The 21,961-nt window shown below is 64.1% G+C and carries 19 protein-coding genes, 1 tRNA gene and 1 rRNA gene; 8 read left to right on the forward strand and 13 right to left on the reverse strand.

Annotation, left to right across the window (positions count from 1 at the left end):
- Positions 1-286 precede the first annotated feature (286 nt).
- The 3 genes from rrf (at position 287) to CIT26_RS14610 (ending at position 1,186) form a co-directional block, all read left to right on the forward strand.
- Positions 287-401 (forward strand): 5S ribosomal RNA (gene rrf / locus CIT26_RS14600).
- A gap of 223 nt (positions 402-624) precedes the next feature.
- Positions 625-701, forward strand: a tRNA-Met gene (locus tag CIT26_RS14605).
- A 257-nt stretch (positions 702-958) separates the two neighbouring features.
- Positions 959-1,186, forward strand: a complete 228-nt coding sequence (locus tag CIT26_RS14610) for a DUF6429 family protein (RefSeq protein WP_143747844.1) — start codon at positions 959-961, stop codon at positions 1,184-1,186.
- 186 nt (positions 1,187-1,372) lie between these two features.
- On the opposite strand, the gene ftsZ is transcribed toward CIT26_RS14610, so the two are convergent.
- Both ftsZ and CIT26_RS14620 read right to left on the reverse strand, forming a co-directional pair.
- Positions 1,373-2,380 carry a cell division protein FtsZ gene (gene ftsZ, locus CIT26_RS14615; RefSeq protein WP_095493256.1) on the reverse strand — a complete coding sequence of 336 codons (1,008 nt, stop codon included), beginning with the start codon at positions 2,378-2,380 and terminating at the stop codon, positions 1,373-1,375.
- 263 nt (positions 2,381-2,643) lie between these two features.
- The gene (locus tag CIT26_RS14620; RefSeq protein ID WP_095493257.1) at positions 2,644-3,429 is read right to left on the reverse strand and encodes an SDR family NAD(P)-dependent oxidoreductase; all 786 of its coding nucleotides are present in this window, start codon (positions 3,427-3,429) and stop codon (positions 2,644-2,646) included.
- 76 nt (positions 3,430-3,505) lie between these two features.
- Between CIT26_RS14620 and uxuA the strand changes: the two genes are divergently transcribed.
- Complete coding sequence (gene uxuA, locus CIT26_RS14625) at positions 3,506-4,690, forward strand: mannonate dehydratase (protein ID WP_095493258.1); 1,185 nt, start codon at positions 3,506-3,508, stop codon at positions 4,688-4,690.
- 16 nt (positions 4,691-4,706) lie between these two features.
- Here uxuA and CIT26_RS14630 read toward each other — a convergent pair whose 3' ends face one another.
- The 6 genes from CIT26_RS14630 to CIT26_RS14655 all read right to left on the reverse strand — a co-directional run bounded on the left by CIT26_RS14630 (position 4,707) and on the right by CIT26_RS14655 (position 11,439).
- The gene (locus CIT26_RS14630) at positions 4,707-5,600 is read right to left on the reverse strand and encodes a sugar phosphate isomerase/epimerase family protein (RefSeq protein ID WP_095493259.1); all 894 of its coding nucleotides are present in this window, start codon (positions 5,598-5,600) and stop codon (positions 4,707-4,709) included.
- Positions 5,601-5,727: 127 nt separating this feature from the next.
- Positions 5,728-6,666 carry an ABC transporter substrate-binding protein gene (locus CIT26_RS14635; protein WP_095493260.1) on the reverse strand — a complete coding sequence of 313 codons (939 nt, stop codon included), beginning with the start codon at positions 6,664-6,666 and terminating at the stop codon, positions 5,728-5,730.
- A 78-nt stretch (positions 6,667-6,744) separates the two neighbouring features.
- Positions 6,745-7,743 carry an ABC transporter permease subunit gene (locus CIT26_RS14640; protein WP_095493261.1) on the reverse strand — a complete coding sequence of 333 codons (999 nt, stop codon included), beginning with the start codon at positions 7,741-7,743 and terminating at the stop codon, positions 6,745-6,747.
- The gene (locus CIT26_RS14645; RefSeq protein WP_095493262.1) at positions 7,740-9,284 is read right to left on the reverse strand and encodes a sugar ABC transporter ATP-binding protein; all 1,545 of its coding nucleotides are present in this window, start codon (positions 9,282-9,284) and stop codon (positions 7,740-7,742) included. Before CIT26_RS14645 ends, CIT26_RS14640 begins: the two co-directional genes overlap by 4 nt.
- Complete coding sequence (locus CIT26_RS14650) at positions 9,281-10,660, reverse strand: FGGY-family carbohydrate kinase (RefSeq protein WP_095493263.1); 1,380 nt, start codon at positions 10,658-10,660, stop codon at positions 9,281-9,283. Before CIT26_RS14650 ends, CIT26_RS14645 begins: the two co-directional genes overlap by 4 nt.
- A complete protein-coding gene (locus CIT26_RS14655) occupies positions 10,657-11,439 on the reverse strand; it encodes a DeoR/GlpR family DNA-binding transcription regulator (protein ID WP_095493264.1) in 783 nt (260 codons plus the stop codon). The genes CIT26_RS14650 and CIT26_RS14655 overlap by 4 nt, the downstream gene beginning before the upstream one ends.
- A gap of 200 nt (positions 11,440-11,639) precedes the next feature.
- Between CIT26_RS14655 and CIT26_RS14660 the strand changes: the two genes are divergently transcribed.
- From CIT26_RS14660 to ggt, 4 genes are all read left to right on the forward strand, one after another.
- Complete coding sequence (locus CIT26_RS14660) at positions 11,640-12,683, forward strand: class II aldolase/adducin family protein (protein ID WP_095493265.1); 1,044 nt, start codon at positions 11,640-11,642, stop codon at positions 12,681-12,683.
- A gap of 1 nt (position 12,684) precedes the next feature.
- Positions 12,685-13,971, forward strand: coding sequence for an FGGY-family carbohydrate kinase (locus CIT26_RS14665; RefSeq protein ID WP_095493315.1), 1,287 nt, complete (start codon positions 12,685-12,687; stop codon positions 13,969-13,971).
- Positions 13,968-14,822, forward strand: coding sequence for a TIGR01459 family HAD-type hydrolase (locus CIT26_RS14670; RefSeq protein WP_095493266.1), 855 nt, complete (start codon positions 13,968-13,970; stop codon positions 14,820-14,822). Before CIT26_RS14665 ends, CIT26_RS14670 begins: the two co-directional genes overlap by 4 nt.
- A gap of 98 nt (positions 14,823-14,920) precedes the next feature.
- A complete protein-coding gene (gene ggt / locus CIT26_RS14675) occupies positions 14,921-16,507 on the forward strand; it encodes a gamma-glutamyltransferase (RefSeq protein WP_095493267.1) in 1,587 nt (528 codons plus the stop codon).
- On the opposite strand, the gene CIT26_RS14680 is transcribed toward ggt, so the two are convergent.
- From CIT26_RS14680 to CIT26_RS14705, 5 genes are all read right to left on the reverse strand, one after another.
- Positions 16,501-17,301: an ABC transporter ATP-binding protein gene (locus CIT26_RS14680; protein WP_095493268.1), complete on the reverse strand. Its 801-nt coding sequence runs from the start codon at positions 17,299-17,301 to the stop codon at positions 16,501-16,503. The two genes, ggt and CIT26_RS14680, sit on opposite strands and share 7 nt — an antisense overlap.
- On the reverse strand, positions 17,298-18,200 hold the full coding sequence (locus tag CIT26_RS14685; protein ID WP_167391413.1) for an ABC transporter ATP-binding protein: 903 nt from the start codon (positions 18,198-18,200) through the stop codon (positions 17,298-17,300). Before CIT26_RS14685 ends, CIT26_RS14680 begins: the two co-directional genes overlap by 4 nt.
- Complete coding sequence (locus CIT26_RS14690) at positions 18,197-19,027, reverse strand: ABC transporter permease (RefSeq protein ID WP_095493269.1); 831 nt, start codon at positions 19,025-19,027, stop codon at positions 18,197-18,199. Before CIT26_RS14690 ends, CIT26_RS14685 begins: the two co-directional genes overlap by 4 nt.
- Positions 19,024-20,010: an ABC transporter permease gene (locus CIT26_RS14695; protein WP_095493270.1), complete on the reverse strand. Its 987-nt coding sequence runs from the start codon at positions 20,008-20,010 to the stop codon at positions 19,024-19,026. The genes CIT26_RS14690 and CIT26_RS14695 overlap by 4 nt, the downstream gene beginning before the upstream one ends.
- A gap of 275 nt (positions 20,011-20,285) precedes the next feature.
- Positions 20,286-21,896 carry an ABC transporter substrate-binding protein gene (locus tag CIT26_RS14705; protein ID WP_095493271.1) on the reverse strand — a complete coding sequence of 537 codons (1,611 nt, stop codon included), beginning with the start codon at positions 21,894-21,896 and terminating at the stop codon, positions 20,286-20,288.
- Between the last annotated feature and the right edge of the window lie 65 nt (positions 21,897-21,961).

Below are 21,961 nucleotides of genomic sequence, written 5' to 3' on the forward strand. Positions count from 1 at the left end.
GTGTGGAAGAGCGGCAACGCTTGAAGCTTACCGGTACTAATAGTTCGATCGGCTTGATCGTTCTCATTCCCTATGCCCATCGCCAGCGCAATCCAAAGGATTGTCGCCCGACACGATGGTCTTTACCAGCGCTCACGCATGAGCGGCCCTACGGGCCAAAGCTTAAGCGAGGGCGCCGGAAAACCGGCGACGTGCAGTCGCGCTTGCGGGCTTATGCCCGAAGCAACCTGCAGAAAACGTCGCTTTGGCACAAAAACAGCTTCTCGAGCAACGTGCGCTTTGCCGACCTGGTGGTTATGGCGGAGCGGCTGCACCCGATCCCATTCCGAACTCGGCCGTGAAACGCTCCAGCGCTGATGGTACTTCGTCTCAAGACGCGGGAGAGTAGGTCGCTGCCAGGTCTGCAAAACGCATGTCGAAAAATCCAAATCTTCTCCTTACCAACAGGCCCGCCAATCGGGAGCTCGGGCCGCGCAAGCGGCCCTTTCATTTGGCGGNTGTCGAAAAATCCAAATCTTCTCCTTACCAACAGGCCCGCCAATCGGGAGCTCGGGCCGCGCAAGCGGCCCTTTCATTTGGCGGAACTTGTACCTAAGTAAAGCGCTGACTTGCTTGAAAAGTTGACGCGGGGTGGAGCAGCCCGGTAGCTCGTCAGGCTCATAACCTGAAGGTCACAGGTTCAAATCCTGTCCCCGCAACCAAATACACAAAACGGCCCGCCTCGCGCGGGCCGTTTTTGCGTTTGGGCCTGGCGACCGGTTTTGATCCTCGTCAGGGCCTGCAGAGGCAAAGCCGACACAGCGGGACAGAGAAAGTCAAATCCTCTCCCGGCAGCCAGTTTCGACATAAAACTCAAGCAATTTCTGGCGTCGGCGTCACACTGCACGCAGAGAAAGTATCCGTCCGGTGTGGGCCTCTGCAGACGCCGTTTTCCCGTGTTAGACTGCGTGGCATGGAGATGGACACCGACAAGATCGACAATGCCGTTCTGGGCCTGCTTTGGCTGACGCTGCATGAAGAGAGGCGCGCCTGGAAGGGGTTGGATTGGGATGCCCTGGATCGCTTGCACCAGAAGGGGCTGATCGCCAATCCAGCAAACAAGGCGAAGTCGGTGATTCTGACAGATGAAGGCCTGCGACGTGCCGAGGAGCAGTTTCGCACCCTGTTCACGCGGCCGGCGCCATGAGCGCTGGGCTGACCTTCCAATCCGCGGCAAGAGCCGCGCAGATGAAAGCGATAACTTAACCCGCAGGCTCATCCCGCAACAATTGCGGTTGGCAAGCCGTCCGCCCGACCACCGTCTGGCGGCGGTCTCCAGAGCGGCGTACCTTCAGTCGAAACCTGCCGCCGGCGCCGCCCATGGGGGCCCGGTTCAGTTGATACGGTTTTCCGACCCCGCCGTCAGCGGTATCTCAAGCCCCCGCCGCAATCCCGTCGCAACGACCGACACCCTGAATTTTCCTGCGAGCGCCTTGTCGAAAATGGCGCCGACAATGATATCGGCATCGGCGTCGACTTCCTCGCGTATGCGGGTGGCGGCTTCGTCGACCTCGAACAGCGTCATATCAGTGCCGCCCGATATCGAGACAAGGACGCCCTTGGCGCCCATCATCGACGCTTCGTCGAGAAGCGGGTTTGCGATCGCCGCTTCGGCCGCCTTCCTGGCGCGATCCTCCCCGGTGGCTTCACCGGTTCCCATCATCGCACGACCCATGTCGCGCATCACCGACTTCACATCGGCAAAGTCGAGATTGATCAGCCCTTCCTTGACGATGAGATCGGTGATGCAGCCGACGCCGGCGTAGAGGACGCGGTCCGCCATGGCGAAAGCGTCCGCGAACGTCGTCCTGGCATCGGCGATCCTGAAGAGGTTCTGGTTCGGGATGACGATGACGGTATCGGCGCTTTCGCGGAGCCGCTCGATGCCCTCATTGGCCGCATGCATTCGGCGGTTCCCTTCGAAGACGAACGGCTTGGTTACGACGGCCACGGTCAGTATTCCCGCATTCCGCGCGGCCTGCGCTATGACCGGTGCCGCACCAGTTCCGGTTCCGCCCCCCATACCCGCGGTCACGAAACACATATGCGTTCCCGCGAGATGATCCATGATTTCGTCGATCGATTCGACGGCCGCGGCATGGCCGACGTCGGGCAGGGAGCCTGCACCCAGGCCTTCCGTGACGTGCGCTCCCAATTGGATCAGCCGCGTTGCCTTCGACATGGTGAGCGCCTGAGCATCGGTGTTGGCAACGATAAATTCGGTGCCTTGCAAGCCTTCGGCGATCATATTGTTGATGGCGTTGCCGCCACCGCCGCCAACTCCGATGACGGATATCTTGGGCCTCATCTCCGAGATTGCCGGCCTCGTTGCGGTGTTCATTTGCCGTCTCTCCCCTTGAATGCGCTAGCGCAGCGGTCGGTGGAAGGCTTGTTATCCGCACACTGCAAGATTTTGGACAGTGAGCGAATCAGGACAGCCCAGCGTAACCAAGGGAATCAGACCGTTGAACCGGCTGCAAGTGCAGTATGCAAACTCGCGCATGTTACGCGCCATTGGTTTGCCGTCGGTGCTTCAGTTAGCGCCCTAGCCGAAATTGTCTGATGTCAGCGCCTCCCGGTAAGGCCGAGACCGATCTTCCTGTTCTACTTCACGCCGATGCCGGCCGTCAGGCCGCCATCGATCCTGTAGTCCGCGCCGGTGCAGAACCCAGCCTTCGACGAACACAGAAAGGCGATGAGTTCCGCCACTTCCTCCGGCTCGCCGATGCGTCCGATGGGGTGGGCTTCGCCGAAGCGCCTGTAGGCGGCCTCGACATCGGCATCGGTGCCATTCTCGCCGCGCGCCGCCTTTTCCAGGATCGGGGTGCGGATCGAGCCCGGGCTTACGGAATTGACGCGAATGCCGGAGCGCGCGTAGTCAAGCGCCAGCGAGCGCGTCAGCGTGTGGATGGCGCCCTTGGTCGTAGCATAAGCGGCGACGTTCTGCTGGCAGGCGAAGCCCTGCACCGAAGCCACGTTGACGATGGCGCCGCTGCCCCGCCTGATCATTTCCGGGATGCCGAAATGCGCGGTCAGGTAGATCGAGCCGACATTGACGGACATTGCCCGGTTCCAGGTGTCGAAATCGGTGCTAACAGCGGTTCCATATGGATGGACCGCCGCGGAATTGACGACGATATCGAGGCCGCCGAACCGCTCGACACCGGCCGCGACCGCGTCGCGAACCTGATCCGGCATGGAGACGTCGACGGCCATGACCAGCGCCCCGGCGCCGGAGCTGTCCAGTTCCGCTGTCATCGCCGCGTTGGCCGCGCGATCGATGCCGCAGGCGATGATCGCCGCGCCGCCCGCCGCAAGACGTCTGGCGGTCGCCAGGCCGATCCCGGTCGTCCCCGTCACCAGAGCGATCTTGCCGTCGAAATCCTTCATTGCGCAAACTCCTTTAATTTGACTTCCATTGTGGCCCAACAATACGGTTCTATTTTATCGCAAAGGGAAAGCCTCGATGGAACAGTGTTGGCGCTGGTATGGCCCGAACGACCCGGTGACGCTCGATCATGTCAAGCAGGCCGGAGCCACGGGCGTCGTATCCGCCCTGCATAATATCTACGACGGCCGCGCCTGGCCTTTGACGGACATCCTGGAGCGCAAGCGGATCATCGAGGCCGAAGGGCTGACCTGGTCTGTTGTGGAGAGCATTCCCGTCCACAATTCGATCAAGATCGGCTCGGCGGAAAGGCAGCGTTACGTGGGTTGGTACCAAGATACCATCCGCGCGCTGGCGAAGGCCGGCATAAAAACCATCTGCTACAATTTCATGCCGGTGGTCGACTGGACCCGCACCGACCTTGCCTATCGGCTTCCGACGACGGGCTACGCCCTGCGTTTCGATGCGATCGATTTTGCCGCATACGACATTTTCGTCCTGAAGCGCAGGAATGCCGAATTCAGCTATAGCGCGTCACGTATCGCCGAAGCGGAATCGCGACTGAAGGTACTGAGCGACGAGCAGATCGACAGGATTGAGCGCAATCTCATTGCCGGCCTGCCGGCGACCGAGCGCAGCTACGTCAGGGATAGTTTTCGCGAGGCATTGGCGGAATATGACTCGATCGGGCCGAAGGAGTTGCGCGACAATCTTGCCTGGTTTTTGCGCGAGATCATTCCGGTGGCCGAGCAGGAGGGAGTGCGCATGTGCATCCATCCCGACGACCCGCCATTCTCGCTCTATGGCTTGCCGCGGATCGTTTCGACCGCCGAGGACGCGCGTTTCATCCTCAACGCCGTCGACAGCCCGGCGAACGGCCTGACATTCTGCACCGGCTCCTACGGTACGCGCGCCGACAACGACATTGTCGGCATGGTCAAGGAATTCGCCGACCGGATCCATTTCGTCCATCTGCGCAATGTAACCATCGAGGATGACGGCTCCTTCTATGAAGCCGAGCATCTGGAGGGCGGCACCGACATGGCGCATGTCATCCTCGCTTTGATGCGGGAAGAGACGCGCCGTCGCAAGCAAGGCCGTGCCGACTGGCGGATTCCCATGCGTCCCGACCATGGCCATCTGCTCGCCGACGACATCGGCAAGACCAGGATCAACCCCGGCTACTCGTTGATCGGCCGCCTGAAAGGCCTCGCCGAACTGCGTGGCATCATGCGCGCTGTGGAACGTTTTGACCTGGCCTGAGGATCGCAAACAGGTGCTAAAGCTGATGGCTTGATGAAACAAGCTCGGCCTTGCGCCGTGCCGTCTCCAACCCGATGGCGATGAAGCGGCGCGCATGCCGGGCCAGTTCCATATTGTCGGTCCACAGATTGCGCCAGATGGCGGTTTTCTTCGACAGGTTCTCGTCAACGATCTCCGACGAGAAGGATTCGAAACTGAGGTCGTCGCTATAGCCGATTGCGGTCAGCGCATCGAAGGTCGCGGCGAAGTCGATGTTGCCGGTGCCGAGGAAGCCGCGATGGCTCTCGCCGATATGGACATAGCCGATCTTGTCAGCGGCGTGGCGGATGGCCAGCCCGATATCGGCCTCCTCGATGTTCATGTGGAAAGTGTCGAGATGCAGGAAGATGTTGTCGGAACCGATGTCCTCGATGAAGGCCAGCCCTTGCGCGGCGGTGTTGAGCAGATTGCTCTCGAAGCGGTTGACGATCTCGAGGTTGAGCGTAACGCCGGCGGCCTTGGCGGTCTCCGCGACCTTGGCAAGCGTTCCGGCGCTGCGGTTCCATTGATCGCGCGTCGGCGCCTGCGCCTGCAATCCATGGCTGGTGCTGAGGATGCCGGCGACCTTCTGGCCGCCGAGATCGCGGGTGAGCGCGATCGTGCGTTTCAGGATTTCGACGCCATGCGCGGCAATCGCCTTGTCGGCGCTTGAAATGTCGCCGTCGGCCGGTAGTCCGATGCTGATCGCCACGCCGAGATCGAGCTCGGCGATGCGCTTGGCCAGTCTGCCAATGTCGACATTGGCAGGGTCGAGATAGGAGAATTCGATCAGGTCGAAGCCGGCCTCTTTGGTGTTGGCCAGCGTCCGCTCGAGGTCGCCTTGCGCCGAGCTCGCCGACCAGACGAAAGAATGGATTCCAATGCGCGACATGATCGTCTCCTGCTGCTCGAGAGCATCGGACCCAAAGTGGGAACCGGTTCTGGGAAAAATCCGATGCTCAAACAAAAAATTCGTGCGGCCGGTCGTCCCGGCCGCACCAGCCCTGGGAGGCTCTAAGCTAGCGGGCCGCGGTCCAGCCCTTGTAGTCCTTCAGGTTCTCGGCCGTGATCAGCTGCGGGTCGAGCAGCACCGTCGCCTCGGCCGGCTTTTTGCCGGCAAGCACTTCAGCCGCCATCTGCAGCGACTGGCCAGCCATGACGTAAGGATCCTGCGAGGCCGAGGCCTTGATCATCGACGTGCCGGAAGAGAGTTCCTTCTCGATATCGGGCGCGCCGTCGACCGCGGTGAAGATGAACTCAGAGCGGTTGAGCTGCTTGGCCGCAAGCTGGGCGCCGATCGCCGTCGGATCGTTGATCGCGAACACCGCATCGATCTTGTCGAAACGGGTCAGCAGCGACTGGAACACCTTCAGCCCGCCGTCGCGCGAGCCTTCGGCATTCTGGTCGTCGGAGAGGATCTTGATATCCGGGTGTTTCGCGAGCACGTCCTTGCAGCCCTTCACCCGCTCCAGGATCGACGACGATGCCGGACCGTTCAGGATGACATAGTCACCCTTGCCGCCGGTATGGTCGACGAGGTACTGGCAGGCCGCTTCACCGGCCTTGACATTGTTGGTCATCACGGTGACGTCGGCGCCCGGCGCCGAGACGTCGAACGCGGCAACAACGATGCCCGCCGCTTGCGCCTTCTTAACCGCTGGTGCGATGGCCTTAGCATCGACGGCGTTGAGCATGATCACGTCGACGCCGGCCGCGATGAACGAGTCGACCTGCGAGACCTGCTTGTTGAGGTCGTAGTCGGCCGACACCGACGTCACCTCGACATTCGGGTTGATTTTCCTGGCCGCGTCCTCGATGCCCTTGATGGTGGCGACGAAGAACGGGTTGCCGAGCAAGCCGACCGATATGCCGACCTTGTTCAGATCCTTGGCCGAAGCCGGTGCGATGGCGACGGCCGCGAGGGCAACGCCGCAGAGCAGTTTAGCGATGGTCTTCATTGTTTTCCTCCTGATGCCCCGCGCCTCTCACGGTGCGTTACATGAAACCGGGTCGTTGACGCCGGCGACAAAGGTCAATCACGTTCTTGCTCCTGCCTGGAGCCTGTAGCGGTCGAGGGCGACCGCCACGATGATGACCAATCCCTTGATGATGTACTGCCAGATGTCCGAAACACCGGCCAGGATGAGCCCGTTGGAGAGCACTGCTATGATCAGGCCACCGATCAGCGTGCCCCAGATCGAGCCGACGCCGCCGACGAAGCTGGTGCCGCCGAGAATGACCGCGGCGATGGCGTCGAGTTCGTAGGACTGCCCAAGCTGCAACCCATTGGCAGCGTAGAGCCGGGCCGCCGACATGGCGCCGCCAAGGCCCGCCAGAAGGCCGGAAACGCCATAGACGAAGAGCAGCACCAGCGGCACCTTGATGCCGGTGAGGCGGGCGGCCTCGGCATTGCCGCCGACGGCATAGATCCAGGTGCCGAGCACGGTGCGCTTGAGCACCAGCCAGGACAGCACCACGACCGACAGAGCGATGATGACCAGCCAGGGGATGCCGAATAGCGAACCGTTGCCGATGAAGTCGAACGGCAGGTCCGAGTTGAACACTGTGGTGTCCTGGCCGAGCAGGCGGGCGACGCCGCGCACGGCGGTCAGCGAACCCAGCGTAACGATAAAGGGCGGCAGCTTGATATAGGCGACGAGCAGCCCGTTGATGACGCCGAAGCCGAGGCCGACCAGAATGGCCGCCGGCACGCCGAGCATACCCCACTCCGGCACCAGCGACACCATCACCGCCACCATCGCCGATGCGGCAAGAATGGAGCCGACGGACAGGTCGATGCCGCCGGTCAGGATGACGAAGGTCATGCCGGCCGCAAGCACGATGTTGATCGACGACTGCTGCGTGACGATCAACAGGTTGGTCTCGGTGAGGAAGCGCGGGTTCATGATCTGGAAGCCGGCCGCCAAAAGGATCAGGACCGGCAGCATGCCAAGGGCGGCGAAGGCGGTGCGCAGCCGCCGGCTCCTGCCGACAGCCTGGTCGCCCGCGCTCATCTCGGTTGCCTTGTCGGTCATCCCTTGGCCGCTCCCGTTGCAAGTTCCATGATTGCCTCCTGACTGAGCGGCTGGCCTGCGGATGCCGTCACCTCGCCAGCGATAGTGCCGTCGCGCATCACCAGCACGCGGTCGGCGACGCCGATCACCTCCGGCAGTTCGCTGGAGATCATCAGGATGGCGATGCCCTTCTTGGCGAGATCGTCGATCAGCCGGTAGATTTCCGACTTCGCCCCGACATCGACGCCGCGTGTCGGCTCGTCGAGGATGAGAACCCTCGGCTCGGTTTCGAGCAGGCGGGCGAGCAGCACCTTCTGCTGGTTGCCGCCCGACAGCGAGCCGGCGTTGGCCTGCACCGACCTGGTGCGGATGGAGAGGTCGGAAACGGCCTTGGCGGCGCGCCTTTCGGCCGTGGCGAAGTCGCGCAAGCCGCCGGCCCGCGCGTCCCTTGCGAGCACGCCCATGCTGATATTGTCGGAAATCGACATGTCGAGGAACAGGCCGAGTTCCTTGCGATCCTCGGTGAGATAGGCGATGCCGGCGTCCAGCGCCTCGCGCGGCGAGCCGATGGCTATTGGCTTGCCGTCGAGTTCCAGCGTGCCTGATGTGTGCCTGTCGGCGCCGAAGATCAGCCGTGCGAGCTCGGTGCGGCCCGAGCCGACCAGGCCCGCCAGCGCCAGCACTTCGCCCTTGTGCAGGTCGAAGGAACAGTCCTTCAATAGATTGCCGTCCGACATGCCCTGCACCGACAGCGCGATCGCGCGCGTGCTGTCCGGCGGGCGGTGATCCTTCTTGTAGAAGGCGGACAGGTCACGGCCGACCATCATCGAAACGAGGCGCGAGGCATTCAGGTCGGCGCATTCGAGCGTGCCGACATAGCCGCTGTCACGCAGCACGCTCACGCGATCGGCAAGCTGGTAGACCTCTTCCATGCGGTGGCTGATATAGATGATGGCGATGCCTTGCGACTTCAGCGTCGCAATGACCTCGAACAGCCTGTCCGTCTCGCGCGAGGTCAGCGAGGTGGTCGGCTCATCCATGACGATGATGCGCGCGCTGGTCGACAGCGCGCGGGCGATTTCGACCATCTGGCGTTCGCCAAGCGACAGGCTGGAGACCGTGGCGCGCGCCGAGAAGGAAACGCCGAGCCGCGCGATGATTTCCTTGGCGCGCCGATTGCACTGTTCGCGGTCGACGATGCCGAACTGTCTCGGCTCGTTGCCCAGGAAGATGTTCTGCGCGACCGTCAGATTGGGCGCCAGCGACAGCTCCTGATAAATGACGGCAATGCCGTTGGCGCGCGCCTTGATCGGGTCGCCGGTCGCGACGGGTGCGCCGTCGATCAGGATATCGCCGCCTGGATCCGGCCGATAGGCGCCGGACAGCACCTTCATCAGCGTGGACTTGCCGGCGCCGTTTTCGCCCATCAGCGCGTGCAGTTCGCCGGCGTGGACGGTCAGCGACACATCCTGCAAAGCGCGGATCGGGCCGAACGTCTTCGAGATGTGCCGCATCTCCAGCACCGGCTGGCGCACTGTTTCGATTTGGGCAGCGGCGGTCATCGGGCGTCTCCCGCTGCTGCAGCAACGATGCCGCGGTCGGCGGCGAGGCCGCGCCAGCTGTCGCGATAGAAGGCAAGCCCGGCGAAGCTTGAAGCGCGAACAGGCTCCGGCGCCTCGGCGGCAAATTCGCGTCCAACACTCTCGAAGGCAAGAGCCGCCGCTCCGGTGGCGCTGCCCTCCAGAGTGGCGCCCTGCATAAAGGCCTGGCCGGGACGCAGTTGCGCCAGCAGGGCGGCGAGCAGGCCGCCACTGTTCAGCCCGCCATCGACGATTACGGTGTTGTTCGAATGGATCAGGTCGAGACACAGATCGACCATCAGCGCGACATAGAGCAGCGCCACGGCCGCGCGCTCCTCCGCGTTGGGTGTGCGCCCGACCAGTTCGCCAGGATGGCCAGGCATCGGCCCGCCCGGCGCGAAGCTGGGCAGCGCCATGATGCCGGCGTTGATTACCTGCTGTAGCGTGGAGCGGGCGATGATGCCCTGCCAGCCGGCGCTGATCGTCGCGAATTCACGGCCGCCCATGAAGCGGATGGTCGGCACCGGACCGCCGTCGACATCGACATTGACGAGCATGTCGCGGTCGCGATCGAGCGCGTCGAGCGGGCAGTCCGGATTGAGCACGACGACCCAGGTGCCGGTCGAGACGACAGTGACCGGCCCAAGCTCCTGGCGGCGATAGGCATGGAGCGCCGCATTGCTGTCATGGACACCGTTGTGGATGGCGATCGGCCGCGCCGCCTCGCCGAAGCGCTGCTCGCCGATGACCGCGCCGGCACGCTCGAAGGCGGGCATCTGGCCGCGCCAGCCCTCGGCGTCAACCAGCGAGGAGAAATCGCGCTTGCGCGGCGCCCACAGATGCGAGTGGCAGCCGAGATAGGACACCTCCGACACCGCCCGGCCACCAAAGCGCCAGCTCCAGTACTGGGGATAACCGAGGATCGATTTGGCGGCGGCGAACGCGCTTGGTTGCACCGTCTTCAGCCACAGCATGTGGCGACCATAGTTGAAGCCGAGCGGCAGATGCGGCGAGAAGGTCTCGGCAAAATCCGGAATGCGGCGATCGATCTGCGCGGCAATCTCGGCCGGCGGCTCCTGCTCGTAATCGAGGATCGGATGCGTCAGCGCTGCATCGTCAATCAAGGCAAAGGTGCAGCCATGGCCCGAAACCATCAGCCCCTCTATGCCATTGATATCGACCGCCTCGCCGACGGCGCGAGCCGCCCAATCATGAAGCGCTGCCTCATCGAGCACGCTGAAGCCGCCTTTGCGCGTCCATTTCGGCTGGGTCCGGCGCTCGTCGAGGATCTGCCCGTCCTGATCGAAGACGAACAGCTTCGAGTTGGTCTTGCCGAAGTCGAGGACGGCCACTTTCACGGGACGGCTCCCGAGGAAGAGGCGATCCGCACCATGACGCCGGCGTCCTCCAGCATGCGCGCGTCGGCATCGTAGAGGCCGTCGTCGGTCACCAGCGTGCCGATGCGCGACAAGGGCAGCGCGACGTTGCGCGCATGGATCGACAGTTTGCGGCTGTCGGCCAGCACCACGATCTGGTCGGCGCAGAGGCTGAGTTCGACAATGGAGCGGACCAGCAGCGGATGCGATTCCAGCACGCCCTCCGGGCCGATGCCTTGCGCGCCAAGAAAGAACTTCGATGCGTAGAAAGGCACCGTCTGGGTGAGCGAATGAATGATGCCAGGCTCGCGATGAAGTTCACCCCCGGCAACAGTCAGGCTGCAATGGCCGTGGTCGCTCAAATAGGCGATGAGCGGCATGGAGTTGGTGTAGAGCCGGATGTTGCGGTCGGCGAGCTTGGCGCCGAGATGGAAACAGGTCGAACCGCCATGCACGATGACGGCGTCGCCATCGCGCACCATGGTGGCAGCGAGAGCGGCGATCTGCCGCTTGGCTTCGACCGCTAGATCGCGGTTCTCGTCGTAGGGCCTGGCATAGACGACGCCCGCCTGCGAAGCGCCATCGAGCGCCGAGATGCCGCCATAGACCTTTCGCGCTTCGCCGGCCTCATCGATCTTGTCGATATCGCGCCGCACCGTCGCAGCCGACACGCCGAGCCGCTCCTGCAGCTCGCGCACCGAGGCGAAAGGGCGGTCCCGCAACAATTCGACAATCTGACGCTGGCGGCCGGAGTCGCTCAACGGATACCCTCCCGAAATGCCATTTTGCCACGGCAATTGGTGCAACTTACTCAACGCGGATCAGATTGCAAGCTCGATTTGATGGGATAAGATCACTATTGACGTAACTTACTCGCATCTGCGATACCAGCGTCACTCGTTATTCCGGCTACGGGATATCCAAAGCCGTGGCCACGCGGCCGGTTTGTGAAGGAGTTTCGATGGTAATCAATGCGGATGCGCAGGAATTGGCTGCTTTGCGGTCGCTTTCGGCCAATATCGGGCGCGACCCGCATTTGACCCAGGCCGCGGGCGGCAACACTTCGCTGAAGGCCGGCGACACGCTCTGGATCAAGGCTTCCGGTACCTGGTTGAAGAATGCGCTCACCGAAGACATCATGGTTCCAGTGGCGATCCCGCCGCTGCTGAGGGCCGTCGAACAGCGCGACCCGGCCGCCGATCAGCCACAGGGGTTCGCCATCGAGGACCTCAACACACGCAGGCTGCGCCCCTCGATCGAGACCACGGTTCATGCGCTGATGCCGCAGCGCGTCGTTCTGCATGTCCACTGCGTCGACACCATTTCGCTCGCCGTGCAGGCCGACTGCGAGGCTCAAATCGCCAAGCGCCTCGATGGCCTCGAATGGGCGTATGTCCCTTATCGCCGGCCGGGCCTGCCGCTTGCCCAGGGCATTGCCGAGCGCCTTCGGCCTGGGGTCGATGTGCTGATCCTCGCCAATCACGGCCTGGTCGTCGCAGCCGAGACCGTCGCCGGCGCCGAGGCGCTACTGCGTCGCGTCACGCGACTTCTGGCGCGGCCGCCGCGCGAGGTGGCGGAGCCGGACATTGCCGCATTGACGGCGTTCATCGGAAAAACCGGCTATAGGTTGCCGGCGGATCGCGAAGCGCATGCGGTCGCGATCGATCCTGAAAGCTGCCGCATGGCGTCGGGGGGCAGCCTCTATCCCGATCACGTCATCTTTCTCGGCAAGGGTTCGGTCGTGGCGCGGCCTGGCGAGGACGTTCTGCGCGTCACCGAGCGGTGCGGCACGGCACCGGTGGCAATCCTGTTTCCCGGGCTTGGCGTGTTGATACGCGGCGACGCCAGTGCCGGCGCCGATGCCATGCAACGCTGCCTCGCCGACGTGACGGCGCGGGTCGACGTCGCGGCGAAGCTGAACTATCTGACCGCCGCAGAGAACGACGAACTGATCAATTGGGACGCCGAGCAGTATCGCCAGAAACTCAATGCAGCCGGCGGCTGACATGGCGCGTCCAATTGGCCCGCTTTCCATCGGTATCGACATCGGCACCTCAGGTGCGCGCGCCGTCGCTATGCGGTCGGACTTTTCGATTGCCGCGCGTTCCGCCGTCCCACTCGACAGATTTGGCCAGAACGCCCGCGAGCCCTCGGTGTGGTGGTCAGCGGTCGGCGCGGCGCTAACGGAACTGCTTGCAGGCGTCGATCTCGCGGCGGTCCGGTCGATCGCCGTCGACGGCACTTCGGGCACGTTGCTGCCGGTCGACGGCGCCGGCCGGCCGCTGGCCGAGCCGTTGATGTACAACGACAAGGTCGACGACGACGCCATTCTGGCCGTGATCGCGCGCGAGGCGCCGGCAGCGAGCGCAGCACGTGGGGCGACGTCCGGTCTCGCCAAGGCGCTGTGGTTTCAGCGCCAGTCCGGGGTCGCCGTTGTGCTGCATCAGGCCGACTGGATCGCGGGAAGGTTCTCCGGCCGCTTCGATATCAGCGACGAGAACAATGCCCTGAAAACCGGCTACGACATCGAGGCGCGGCGTTGGCCGGACTGGATCGCGGCGACCGGCATGCGCATGGAATTTCTTCCTCGTGTCGTCAAGCCGGGCGACGTCACGGGAACGCTAACCGCGAGCGCAGCGGACCTGTTCGGCCTGGCGCGTGACGTCGCCGTGGTCGCTGGGACGACCGATGGCTGCGCGTCGTTCCTGGCGACGGGTGCTGCGGCAGTTGGCGACGGCGTCACCGCGCTTGGGTCCTCGCTGACCCTCAAGATCCTCTCCGACCGGCCGATCTCGGCGCCGCAGTTCGGCATCTACAGTCACCGGCTGGGAGGTGCCTATCTGGCAGGTGGTGCGTCGAATTCGGGCGGCAAGGTGCTGGCGCAGCATTTTTCGCTCGCGCGCATTATCGAGCTGAGTGCAGCGATCGATCCCATGACGGAGACCGGCCTCGACTATTATCCGCTTCCCGCCGTCGGCGAACGCTTCCCCGTAGCCGATCCTGCTTTGCCGCCACGCTTGACGCCGCGGCCGGCGGACGACGCCGACTATCTGAAAGCGATGTTGGAGGGCATTGCCGAGATCGAGGCGCTCGGCTATCGCCGGCTTGCCGAGCTCGGCGCGCCTCGGCTGCTCTCGGTGAGAAGTGTCGGCGGCGGTGCGGCAAATCCCGCCTGGACCGCGATCCGGCAGCGCAAGCTGGGAGTCGGTTTTCTGCCGGCGCTTTCGGACGAGGCGGCCGCCGGCACGGCGCGGCTGGCGCTGATGGGCGCAATCGAAGCGGGGCTTTTGTGAGCACGAAAACGGTTGAACATCTCGACGGCATCGGAGCGCTGGTTGAGCGCTATCAGGTGTTCCTGCTCGATCAGTTCGGCGTGCTGCACGATGGTACGAACCCCTATCCGGGCGCTGTGGCGGCATTGTCGGCGCTGAAGCGGGCAGGCAGGACGATCGTGCTGGTCTCGAACTCCGGCAGGCGGGCGCGGCCCAATGAGGCCCGGTTGCTGAAGCTCGGCTTCGAACAAGGAAGCTGGGATCAATTTGTCTCTTCCGGCGAGATCGCGTGGCGGTCCTTTCACGAAATGGCGGTATCCGGAACGCTGCGCCCAAACACAAAGTGCCTGCTGATCAGCCGCGAAGGCGACCGCTCGGCGATTGAAGGCCTGCCGTTCGCGTTGACCGGGGACGGCGACGATGCCGAGCTGGTGCTGATCGCCGCCAGCGAGGGCGATCGCTACGACATCGAGCACTATCGCAGACTATTTGCACCGGCAGCGATGCGGCAGGTGCCGTGCTTCTGCACCAATCCCGACAAGATCATGCTGACGGCAGTGGGGCCTCGCTTTGGCGCCGGTCAGCTTGCGGATCTCTACGAGAGCCTCGGCGGCAGCGTCACCCGCATCGGCAAGCCTTACACCCCGATCTTCGACGCCGCGCTGGCGCTGGCGGGCAACCCGGACCGCAGCACCGTGGTCTGTGTCGGCGACAGCGTCGAACACGATATCGCTGGTGGAATTGGTGCCGGCGTGGCGACTGCGCTGGTCTTGTCCGGAATATTGGCGGATACCCCTGACCTGCCCGACCTTTTCGACAGTCTGGACGCCTACCCCGATTACACCACGGATAGTTTCAAATTCGCTGATTGACGCCGGGAATTTCCCAGGGTGATCACTGCCTCCTGGTCGTGCTACTTTCGAGGGCACAACTCTTGGCACCATCGCTAGTTCGGAGGCTATTGAACTGCATGCGTGATTTTCAACTCCCCGGGCGCTCGCCGGTTCGTGCGACGGAAGCGATGGCAGCGACATCACACCCGCTGGCGACGCTGGCGGCGGTCGAGATGCTGCGCTCCGGCGGCAATGCGATGGACGCGGCCGTGTGCGCGGCTGCGGTGCAGGCAGTCGTCGAGCCGCAATCAACCGGTATCGGCGGCGACTGTTTCGTCCTCTACTGTCCTAACGGCCAAGGCGAGGTTCTGGCCTTCAACGGCTCCGGCCGCGCACCGGCCGCGGCAGAGGCGCAATGGTATCTGGACAGGGGGCATGATGAACTGCCTGAGTCCGGTCCGCATGCGGTCACCGTACCGGGCGCCATCGACGCCTGGTGCCGGCTGCTCGAGGATCACGGCAAAAAGGGCATCGACGCCGCGCTCGCGCCCGCCATTCGCTACGCCGAGCAGGGCTACGTCGTCCAAGACCGCGTGGCCTTCGACTGGGCTGAAAGTGCTGCCTTGCTGGCCGCGGACGAACATGCGGCGCGGATTTTTCTGCCGGATGGAAAGGTGCCGCTGGCCGGCGAGCTGCACCGGCAGCTGCAACTGGCCGATACCTTGCGCATCGTCTCGCGTCGTGGCCGCGCCGGATTCTATGAAGGCGAGGTCGCCGACGACATGGTGTCGCGTCTGCGCGCCCTTGGTGGGCTGCATTCGCTCGAGGATTTTGCAGCCACGAAGGGGGACTATGTCAGGCCGGTCGGCACATCCTATCGGGGCTACGACATCCATCAGATGCCGCCGAACAACCAGGGGCTGACGGCACTGATCATGCTGAATGTGCTGTCAGGCTTTTCGCTCGACTCCCTGGAGCCGAACGGCGCCGAGCGCTTTCACCTCGAGATCGAGGCGGGGCGGCTTGGCTATCAGGACCGCGACAATTTCATCGGCGACCAGAACCATGTCCATGTTCCCGTGGAGCAGTTGTTGTCCAGATCCCATGCGGACCAGCTTCGCGCCGAGATCGATCCGGCGCGCGCGATGACGCATCTGCCTCGGCTTGAGCTTCAGCCGAGCGATACCGTCTACATCTCAGTGGTCGACCGCGACCGTAATGCGGTCAGCTTCATCAACTCGACCTTTGGTTCGTTCGGCAGCGGGGTGGTCGGCCCGAGGACTGGGGTCGTCCTGCAGAACCGCGGCAGCAGCTTCCGCCTGGCGGCGGACCACCCAAACCGCATCGCCCCGGGAAAACGCCCGATGCACACCATCATGCCGGGCATGGTGACAGCCAAGGGCCGGGCGATCATGCCGTTCGGCGTGATGGGCGGCGGCTACCAGCCGTTCGGCCATGTCCACCTGCTCACCAACATGATCGATTTCGGCATGGACCCGCAGGAGGCGCTGGATGCGCCACGAGTGTTCTACAGACAGAATACTGTGGAGGCGGAACGTGGCGTTCCGGCCGATGCGATCGCCGGCCTGCGCGAGCGGGGCCATCAGCTGTCGATCGCGACCGAGCCGCATGGCGGCGGCCAGCTGGTGCTGATCGACTGGGACAAGGGCACGCTTACCGGCGCATCCGATCCACGCAAGGACGGTTGCGCGCTGGGTTACTGACGATCGGCCGCGCCCTGCGAGGTCCTGTTCAGTTTTGGCGCCGCCGCCACCAGCGCCTTGCCGATCGCCGACTGCGGGGCACCGATGACCGCACGGGCGTTGCCGCTCTCGGCGACGCGGCCGGCATCGAGAATGACGACACGATGAGCGATGGCGCTAATGACGCCAAGATCATGCGAAATGAATAGATAGGCGATGCGTTCCTGGCGCTGCAGATCGAGCAGCAATTGCAGGATCTGTCGGCGCACGGATACGTCGAGCGCGGACACCGCTTCGTCGAGCACGATCAGCGACGGCTTTGTCGCGATGGCGCGGGCGATTGCGATGCGCTGGCGCTGGCCGCCCGAGACCTCGTGGATGGCGCGAGCGGCCAGATCAGCGCTCAGGCCGACGCGCTCCAGCAAAGCAGCGATGCGGCGCGTGCGCTCCGGTCGAGAGGCGACGCCATGGGTGCGCAAAGGATCGTCAAGCACGCGCGCTACCATGGCGCGCGGGTTGAAGGCGGCGAGCGGGTCCTGGAACACCATTTGCAAACGCGCGCGCCGGGCGCGCAAGGCAGCGCCGTTCAGGGACAGGAAATCGCCGCCCTCGAACTCGATATGGCCGGCGTCCGGTTCGATCAGCCGCAGCACCAGCCTGGCGATGGTCGACTTGCCGCTGCCGGACGGCCCGGCCAGCGCCAGCGTCTCGCCGGGCTCGATGTGGAAGGAAATGTCATCGACGGCGGCGATCGTCTTGCCGCCACGACGATATCGTTTGGTCAGGCCGGAAACGGCCAGCAATGGACTGCTCACCTCGTCGCTCCTGCCTGCCGCAGCAGCGGTTCGGCATCGAGGCCGAGATGGGCGTCGAGCAGCGCTCTTGTGTAGGCGTGGCGCGGGCTAGCGATGATCTGCGCCGTCGCACCGAGCTCGACCAGCTCGCCGTGCCGGAACACGGCGATGCGCTCGGCCAGCTCGGCGGCCAGCGCGATGTCGTGGCTGACGAACAGCAGCGTCATGCCGTCCTCCGCCACCAATTGCCGGATCAGCGCGACGATTTCGGCCTGCACGATTGTGTCGAGCGCGCTGGTCGCCTCGTCGGCGATCAGCAGTTTCGGACCGGCCGCGATCGCTGCGGCGATCGCCACGCGCTGCTTCTGGCCGCCGGAAAGCTGGTGCGGATAGGCGCGCAGAGCGGCGTCCGGGTCGGGCAGGCGGACACGTTCGAGCAGGGATTTTGCCTTGGCATAGGATTGCGACCAAGTAAGGCCGAGATGCGTGCGCGCGACTTCCGCGATCTGCTCGCCGATCGCCATTACCGGATCGAGGCTGGCCGACGGATCCTGGAAGACGAAGCCGATGTCGCGGCCACCGAGGGGCATGTGGCTTGTCGCAATGGCGGATGGCCGGCGCTCTGTCGCGCCCCCCTCTGTCCTGCCGGACATGTCCGGCAGGACAGAGGGGGGCGCGAAGGAATGAGGCAATCGAAGGTTGGGTAACTTCCACTCGATCGAGCCTCCAACTTTGGAAGATCCCGGCAGCAGCCCGGCAATGGCCAGCGCCAGCGTGCTCTTGCCCGAACCGCTCTCGCCGATGATGGCGAAGCGTTCGCCGGCGGCGACATCGAGGCTGACATGTTTCAGCGCCGCCACCTCGCTGCCGTCACGGCGATAGGTCACCGTCAGATCGCGGATCGAAAGCAGCGCCGTCACGACAGGCTCCTTCTCACCGCCGTTGTCTCGACGACGCCTTCACCGGCGAGATAGACGCCGAGCACGGTCAGCACGAGTGCTACGCCCGGAATGATTGACAAAAAGGGCGCGGTGCGCAGCACGGCGCGACCTTCGGCGATCATGCCGCCCCAGGTCACGCGGTTGGGGTCGCCGAGGCCGAGAAACGAGAGGGCCGCTTCGGTGAGGATCGCCGCTGCGACGATCACCGACGACAATGCCAGCACCGCCGGCAATGCGTTGGGCAGCACTTCGCGAAAGGCGATCTCCAGCGGATGCATGCCGATGACGCGGGCGCCGGCGACAAAATCGCGCTCGCGGATCGATAGCACTTCGGCACGGGCAACACGCGCCGGCCCCGTCCAGGCGCCGAGCGCGATCGCCGTGACGACGACGCCGAGCGATGGCCCGACGACGCTAACGAAGGCCAGCGCCAACAGGAAGCTCGGCACGGTCTGGAAGGCGTCGGTGATGCGCATCAGCACCTCGTCGACGAGGCCGCCGGCAAAGCCCGCCAGCGTGCCGACTATTGCGCCGACGGCAAGGGCTGCGGCTGCCGCCGCCAGCCCAACCACCAGCGAGGTACGGGCGCCGTGGAAAAGCTCGGCCAGCACGTCACGGCCGAGCCGGTCGGTGCCGAGCGGCAGCGACCAGTCCTGAAATGGCGGCAGCAATGCCGGCCCGGCAATGGCTTGCGGGTCGCCGGGAAAGAACAGCGATGCTGTCAGCGCCATGGCGAACAGCGCTACCAGGATGATCGCGCCGGCGATTGCTTCCGGCGCCAGAAGAAAGCGGCGAAGCGGGCTCACGCGCTCGCCTCGCTGGCGCCGACGCGCGGATCGAGGAAGGCGTAGGCGATGTCTACGAGAAGGTTGATGGCGATGACCAGAACGGCGCTGACGAGGATGATGCCGAGCAGCAGCGGCGTGTCTCGCGCCGCCACCGCTTCCTGCGCAAGCCGGCCAAGGCCGGGCACGGAAAAGACGCTTTCGATGACGACGCTGCCGCCGAGCATCTGCGCCGATTGCAGGCCGAGCATGGTGACCAGCGGCAACAGCGCGTTGCGGGCGACGTGGGCGAGCACGATGCGGCGGCGGGAAAGCCCTTTGGCGCGGGCGGCGAGGACAAAATCCTGCCGCCAGACCTCGGCCATGCCGGCGCGCATCATGCGCAGATAGAGTGCCAGATAGATGAAGCCGAGTGCGGACACCGGCAGGATGAGATGGCGGGCGATATCGGCCGCGCGGTCGAGGCCGGTCTTGCCCGACGCGATGCTCTCGATGCCGCCGATCGGAAACCAGCGCAGGTCGACGGCAAAGATGATGATCAGCACCAACGCGAGCCAGAAGCCCGGTACCGCATAGAGCGCCAGCGAACCGATCGACAGGAAGCGGTCGCGAAAACTGCCGGGCCTGGCGCCGGCATAGATGCCGAGTGCCGAGCCGAGCCCGAAGGAGAGCGCGGTGGCGCTGCCCATCAACAGCAACGTGTTGGGCAGGCGTTCGAGGATGACGTCGCGGATCGGCCCCGAGAAGGTGACCGACTGGCCGAGGTCGAGATGCAGTAGCGCCCAGAGGTAGTTCGCCAGCCGCGTCAACGCCGACTGGTCGAGGCCCCAACGATGGCGCAGCAATTCGATCATGCCGGCGTCGCCGCCGGTCGAGACGATATAGGCATCGACCGCGTCACCGGGCGCTGCTTCCAGCAAAAGGAAAGTGCCGATGACGACAATCAGCAGCACGAAGACGCTGCCGATGAGGCGACGGCGAAGGAGAATGAGGGCACGGGTCATGGCGCCCGGACATTGGCGGCAGAGCCAAGCCTTCGGTGCCGCGCTCTATGGCGCCCCCCTCTGTCCTGCCGGACATCTCCCCCACTTGGGGGGAGATCGGCGGTCATTGTCGTTTTCGCCAATCTCCAGCGTTGCAAAGCTGCCTTTAACGCCGAAGCTGCCAATCTCCCCCTTCGTGGGGGAGATGTCCGGCGGGACAGAGGGGGGCGCGACGGAGCTCTCATCATCCAAGCTGAGCACCCACACAAGCGACGCGCAAGTCTGGAGAGGCCTCCTTAGGTCTCCAGCCAGGTATCCGCCCAGTTAGATACCGCCCAGCGCGGGTTGTTGGCGACATTCGCAACCGTGTCTTTGATAACGCTGATGAAGCTCCATTCGGCGACATTGATCAGCGGCAGGTCGGTTGCAACTTGTCTCTGGAACTCCCTGTAGAGCTCGGTGCGCGCGGCGGGATCGAGCGTCTCGGACGCCTTGGCGATTAGGGCGTCGAGTTCGTCGTTCTTGTAGCCGCCCTGGTTGGAGAAAGGCACGCCGTCCGGAATGCCGCTCTGCACCAGGATGGTGGTCGAGATCGCAGGGTCGCCGCGGAACACCGGCGGCCCGACCGCAAGGTCGAAGGCGTGGTCGGTGTAGACGGCCTTGATATGCGCGGCCGAGTCGTTGTTGACCAGCTGGGCGTCGATGCCGATGGCGGCGAGCGCCTGGCGCAGATAGTCGCCGAATTGCTTGGTCTCGTTGAAGTAGGGCGCCGGCAGCAGCTTCAGCGAAAAGCGCTTGCCGTCGTCACCCTTGTTGTAGCCGGCTTCGTCGAGCAGGGCGTTGGCCTTGGCCACGTCGAAGGCATAGGTCGGCACGTCGGCGGTATAGAATTGCGGGTCGTTTTTCGGCACCGGGCCGGTGGCTGTGGCAGCGTAGCCGAGGAACACCGTCTTGACGACGAAATCCTTGTCGATGGCGTGGACGATCGCCTGGCGCACCTTCAGGTCGGCCAGTTCCCTGCGGCGATGGTTGATCTCGACGACGAGCTGATAGGTCAGCCCCTCATAACCCTTGGTGACCACCTTGAGGCCAGGCACCTTGGAGATGCGATCGAGATCGGCCAGCGGCACGGCGGAAAACGCGGCGAGCTGGATCTCTTCGGCCTCGAGCGCGCTTGCCGCCGAAGTGCGGTCGGGCAGCACCTGATAGATGATCTCGTCGAGGTAAGGTTGGTTCTTGACCCAATAGTCGGCATTCTTCTCCAGGCGGTAATATTCGCCTGACTTGTGTTCGACGAATTTGAACGGGCCGGTGCCGACAGGCGCATTGTTGGCCGGGTTCTCATCGATCTTTCCTGTCTCGTAGATGTGCTTCGGCACCACGCTGCTCAGCGCCGGCAACGCGTTGCGGATCAGCTGGAACGGTGTCGGCTTGGCGAATTTGAACACCGCGGTCAGTTCGTCCGGCGTGTCGACCGCCTCCAGATCCTTGAACACGGTGCGGCCGAGATTCTGCAGCGGCTTCCAGATTTGCAGCGCCGAGAACGCGACGTCGGCGGAGGTGAATGGTTTGCCGTCATGCCATTTGACGCCCTCGCGCAATTTGAACGTCACCGACAGGCCGTCGGCGGCGCCCTCCCAGCTTGTCGCCAGGCGCGGGTCGAGCCCGTCCTTGCCGTCAAAGGACGCCTCGGCCAGCGTCTCCACGATTTTGCTCGAGATAAAGAACACACCGTTGGAAGCGACGATCGCCGGGTTGAGGTTGCGCGGCTCGGAATCGGCGGCGACGACCAGCCGCCCGCCTTTCTTCGGTGTCTGTGCCCAGCCGATCGTCGGCAGCGCCGTCGATGCCAGAAGCAAAGCCGAACCGGCAAGCACGGTGCGTCGGGAAATCGTGACATTTGACATGATCGAACTCCGTCCCTCTCAGCCACCCGGGCCAATACCCTCGGACGCCGGACGGCATCCTTGCA

The sequence above is a fragment of the Mesorhizobium temperatum genome (assembly GCF_002284575.1).
GTDB lineage: Bacteria > Pseudomonadota > Alphaproteobacteria > Rhizobiales > Rhizobiaceae > Mesorhizobium > Mesorhizobium temperatum.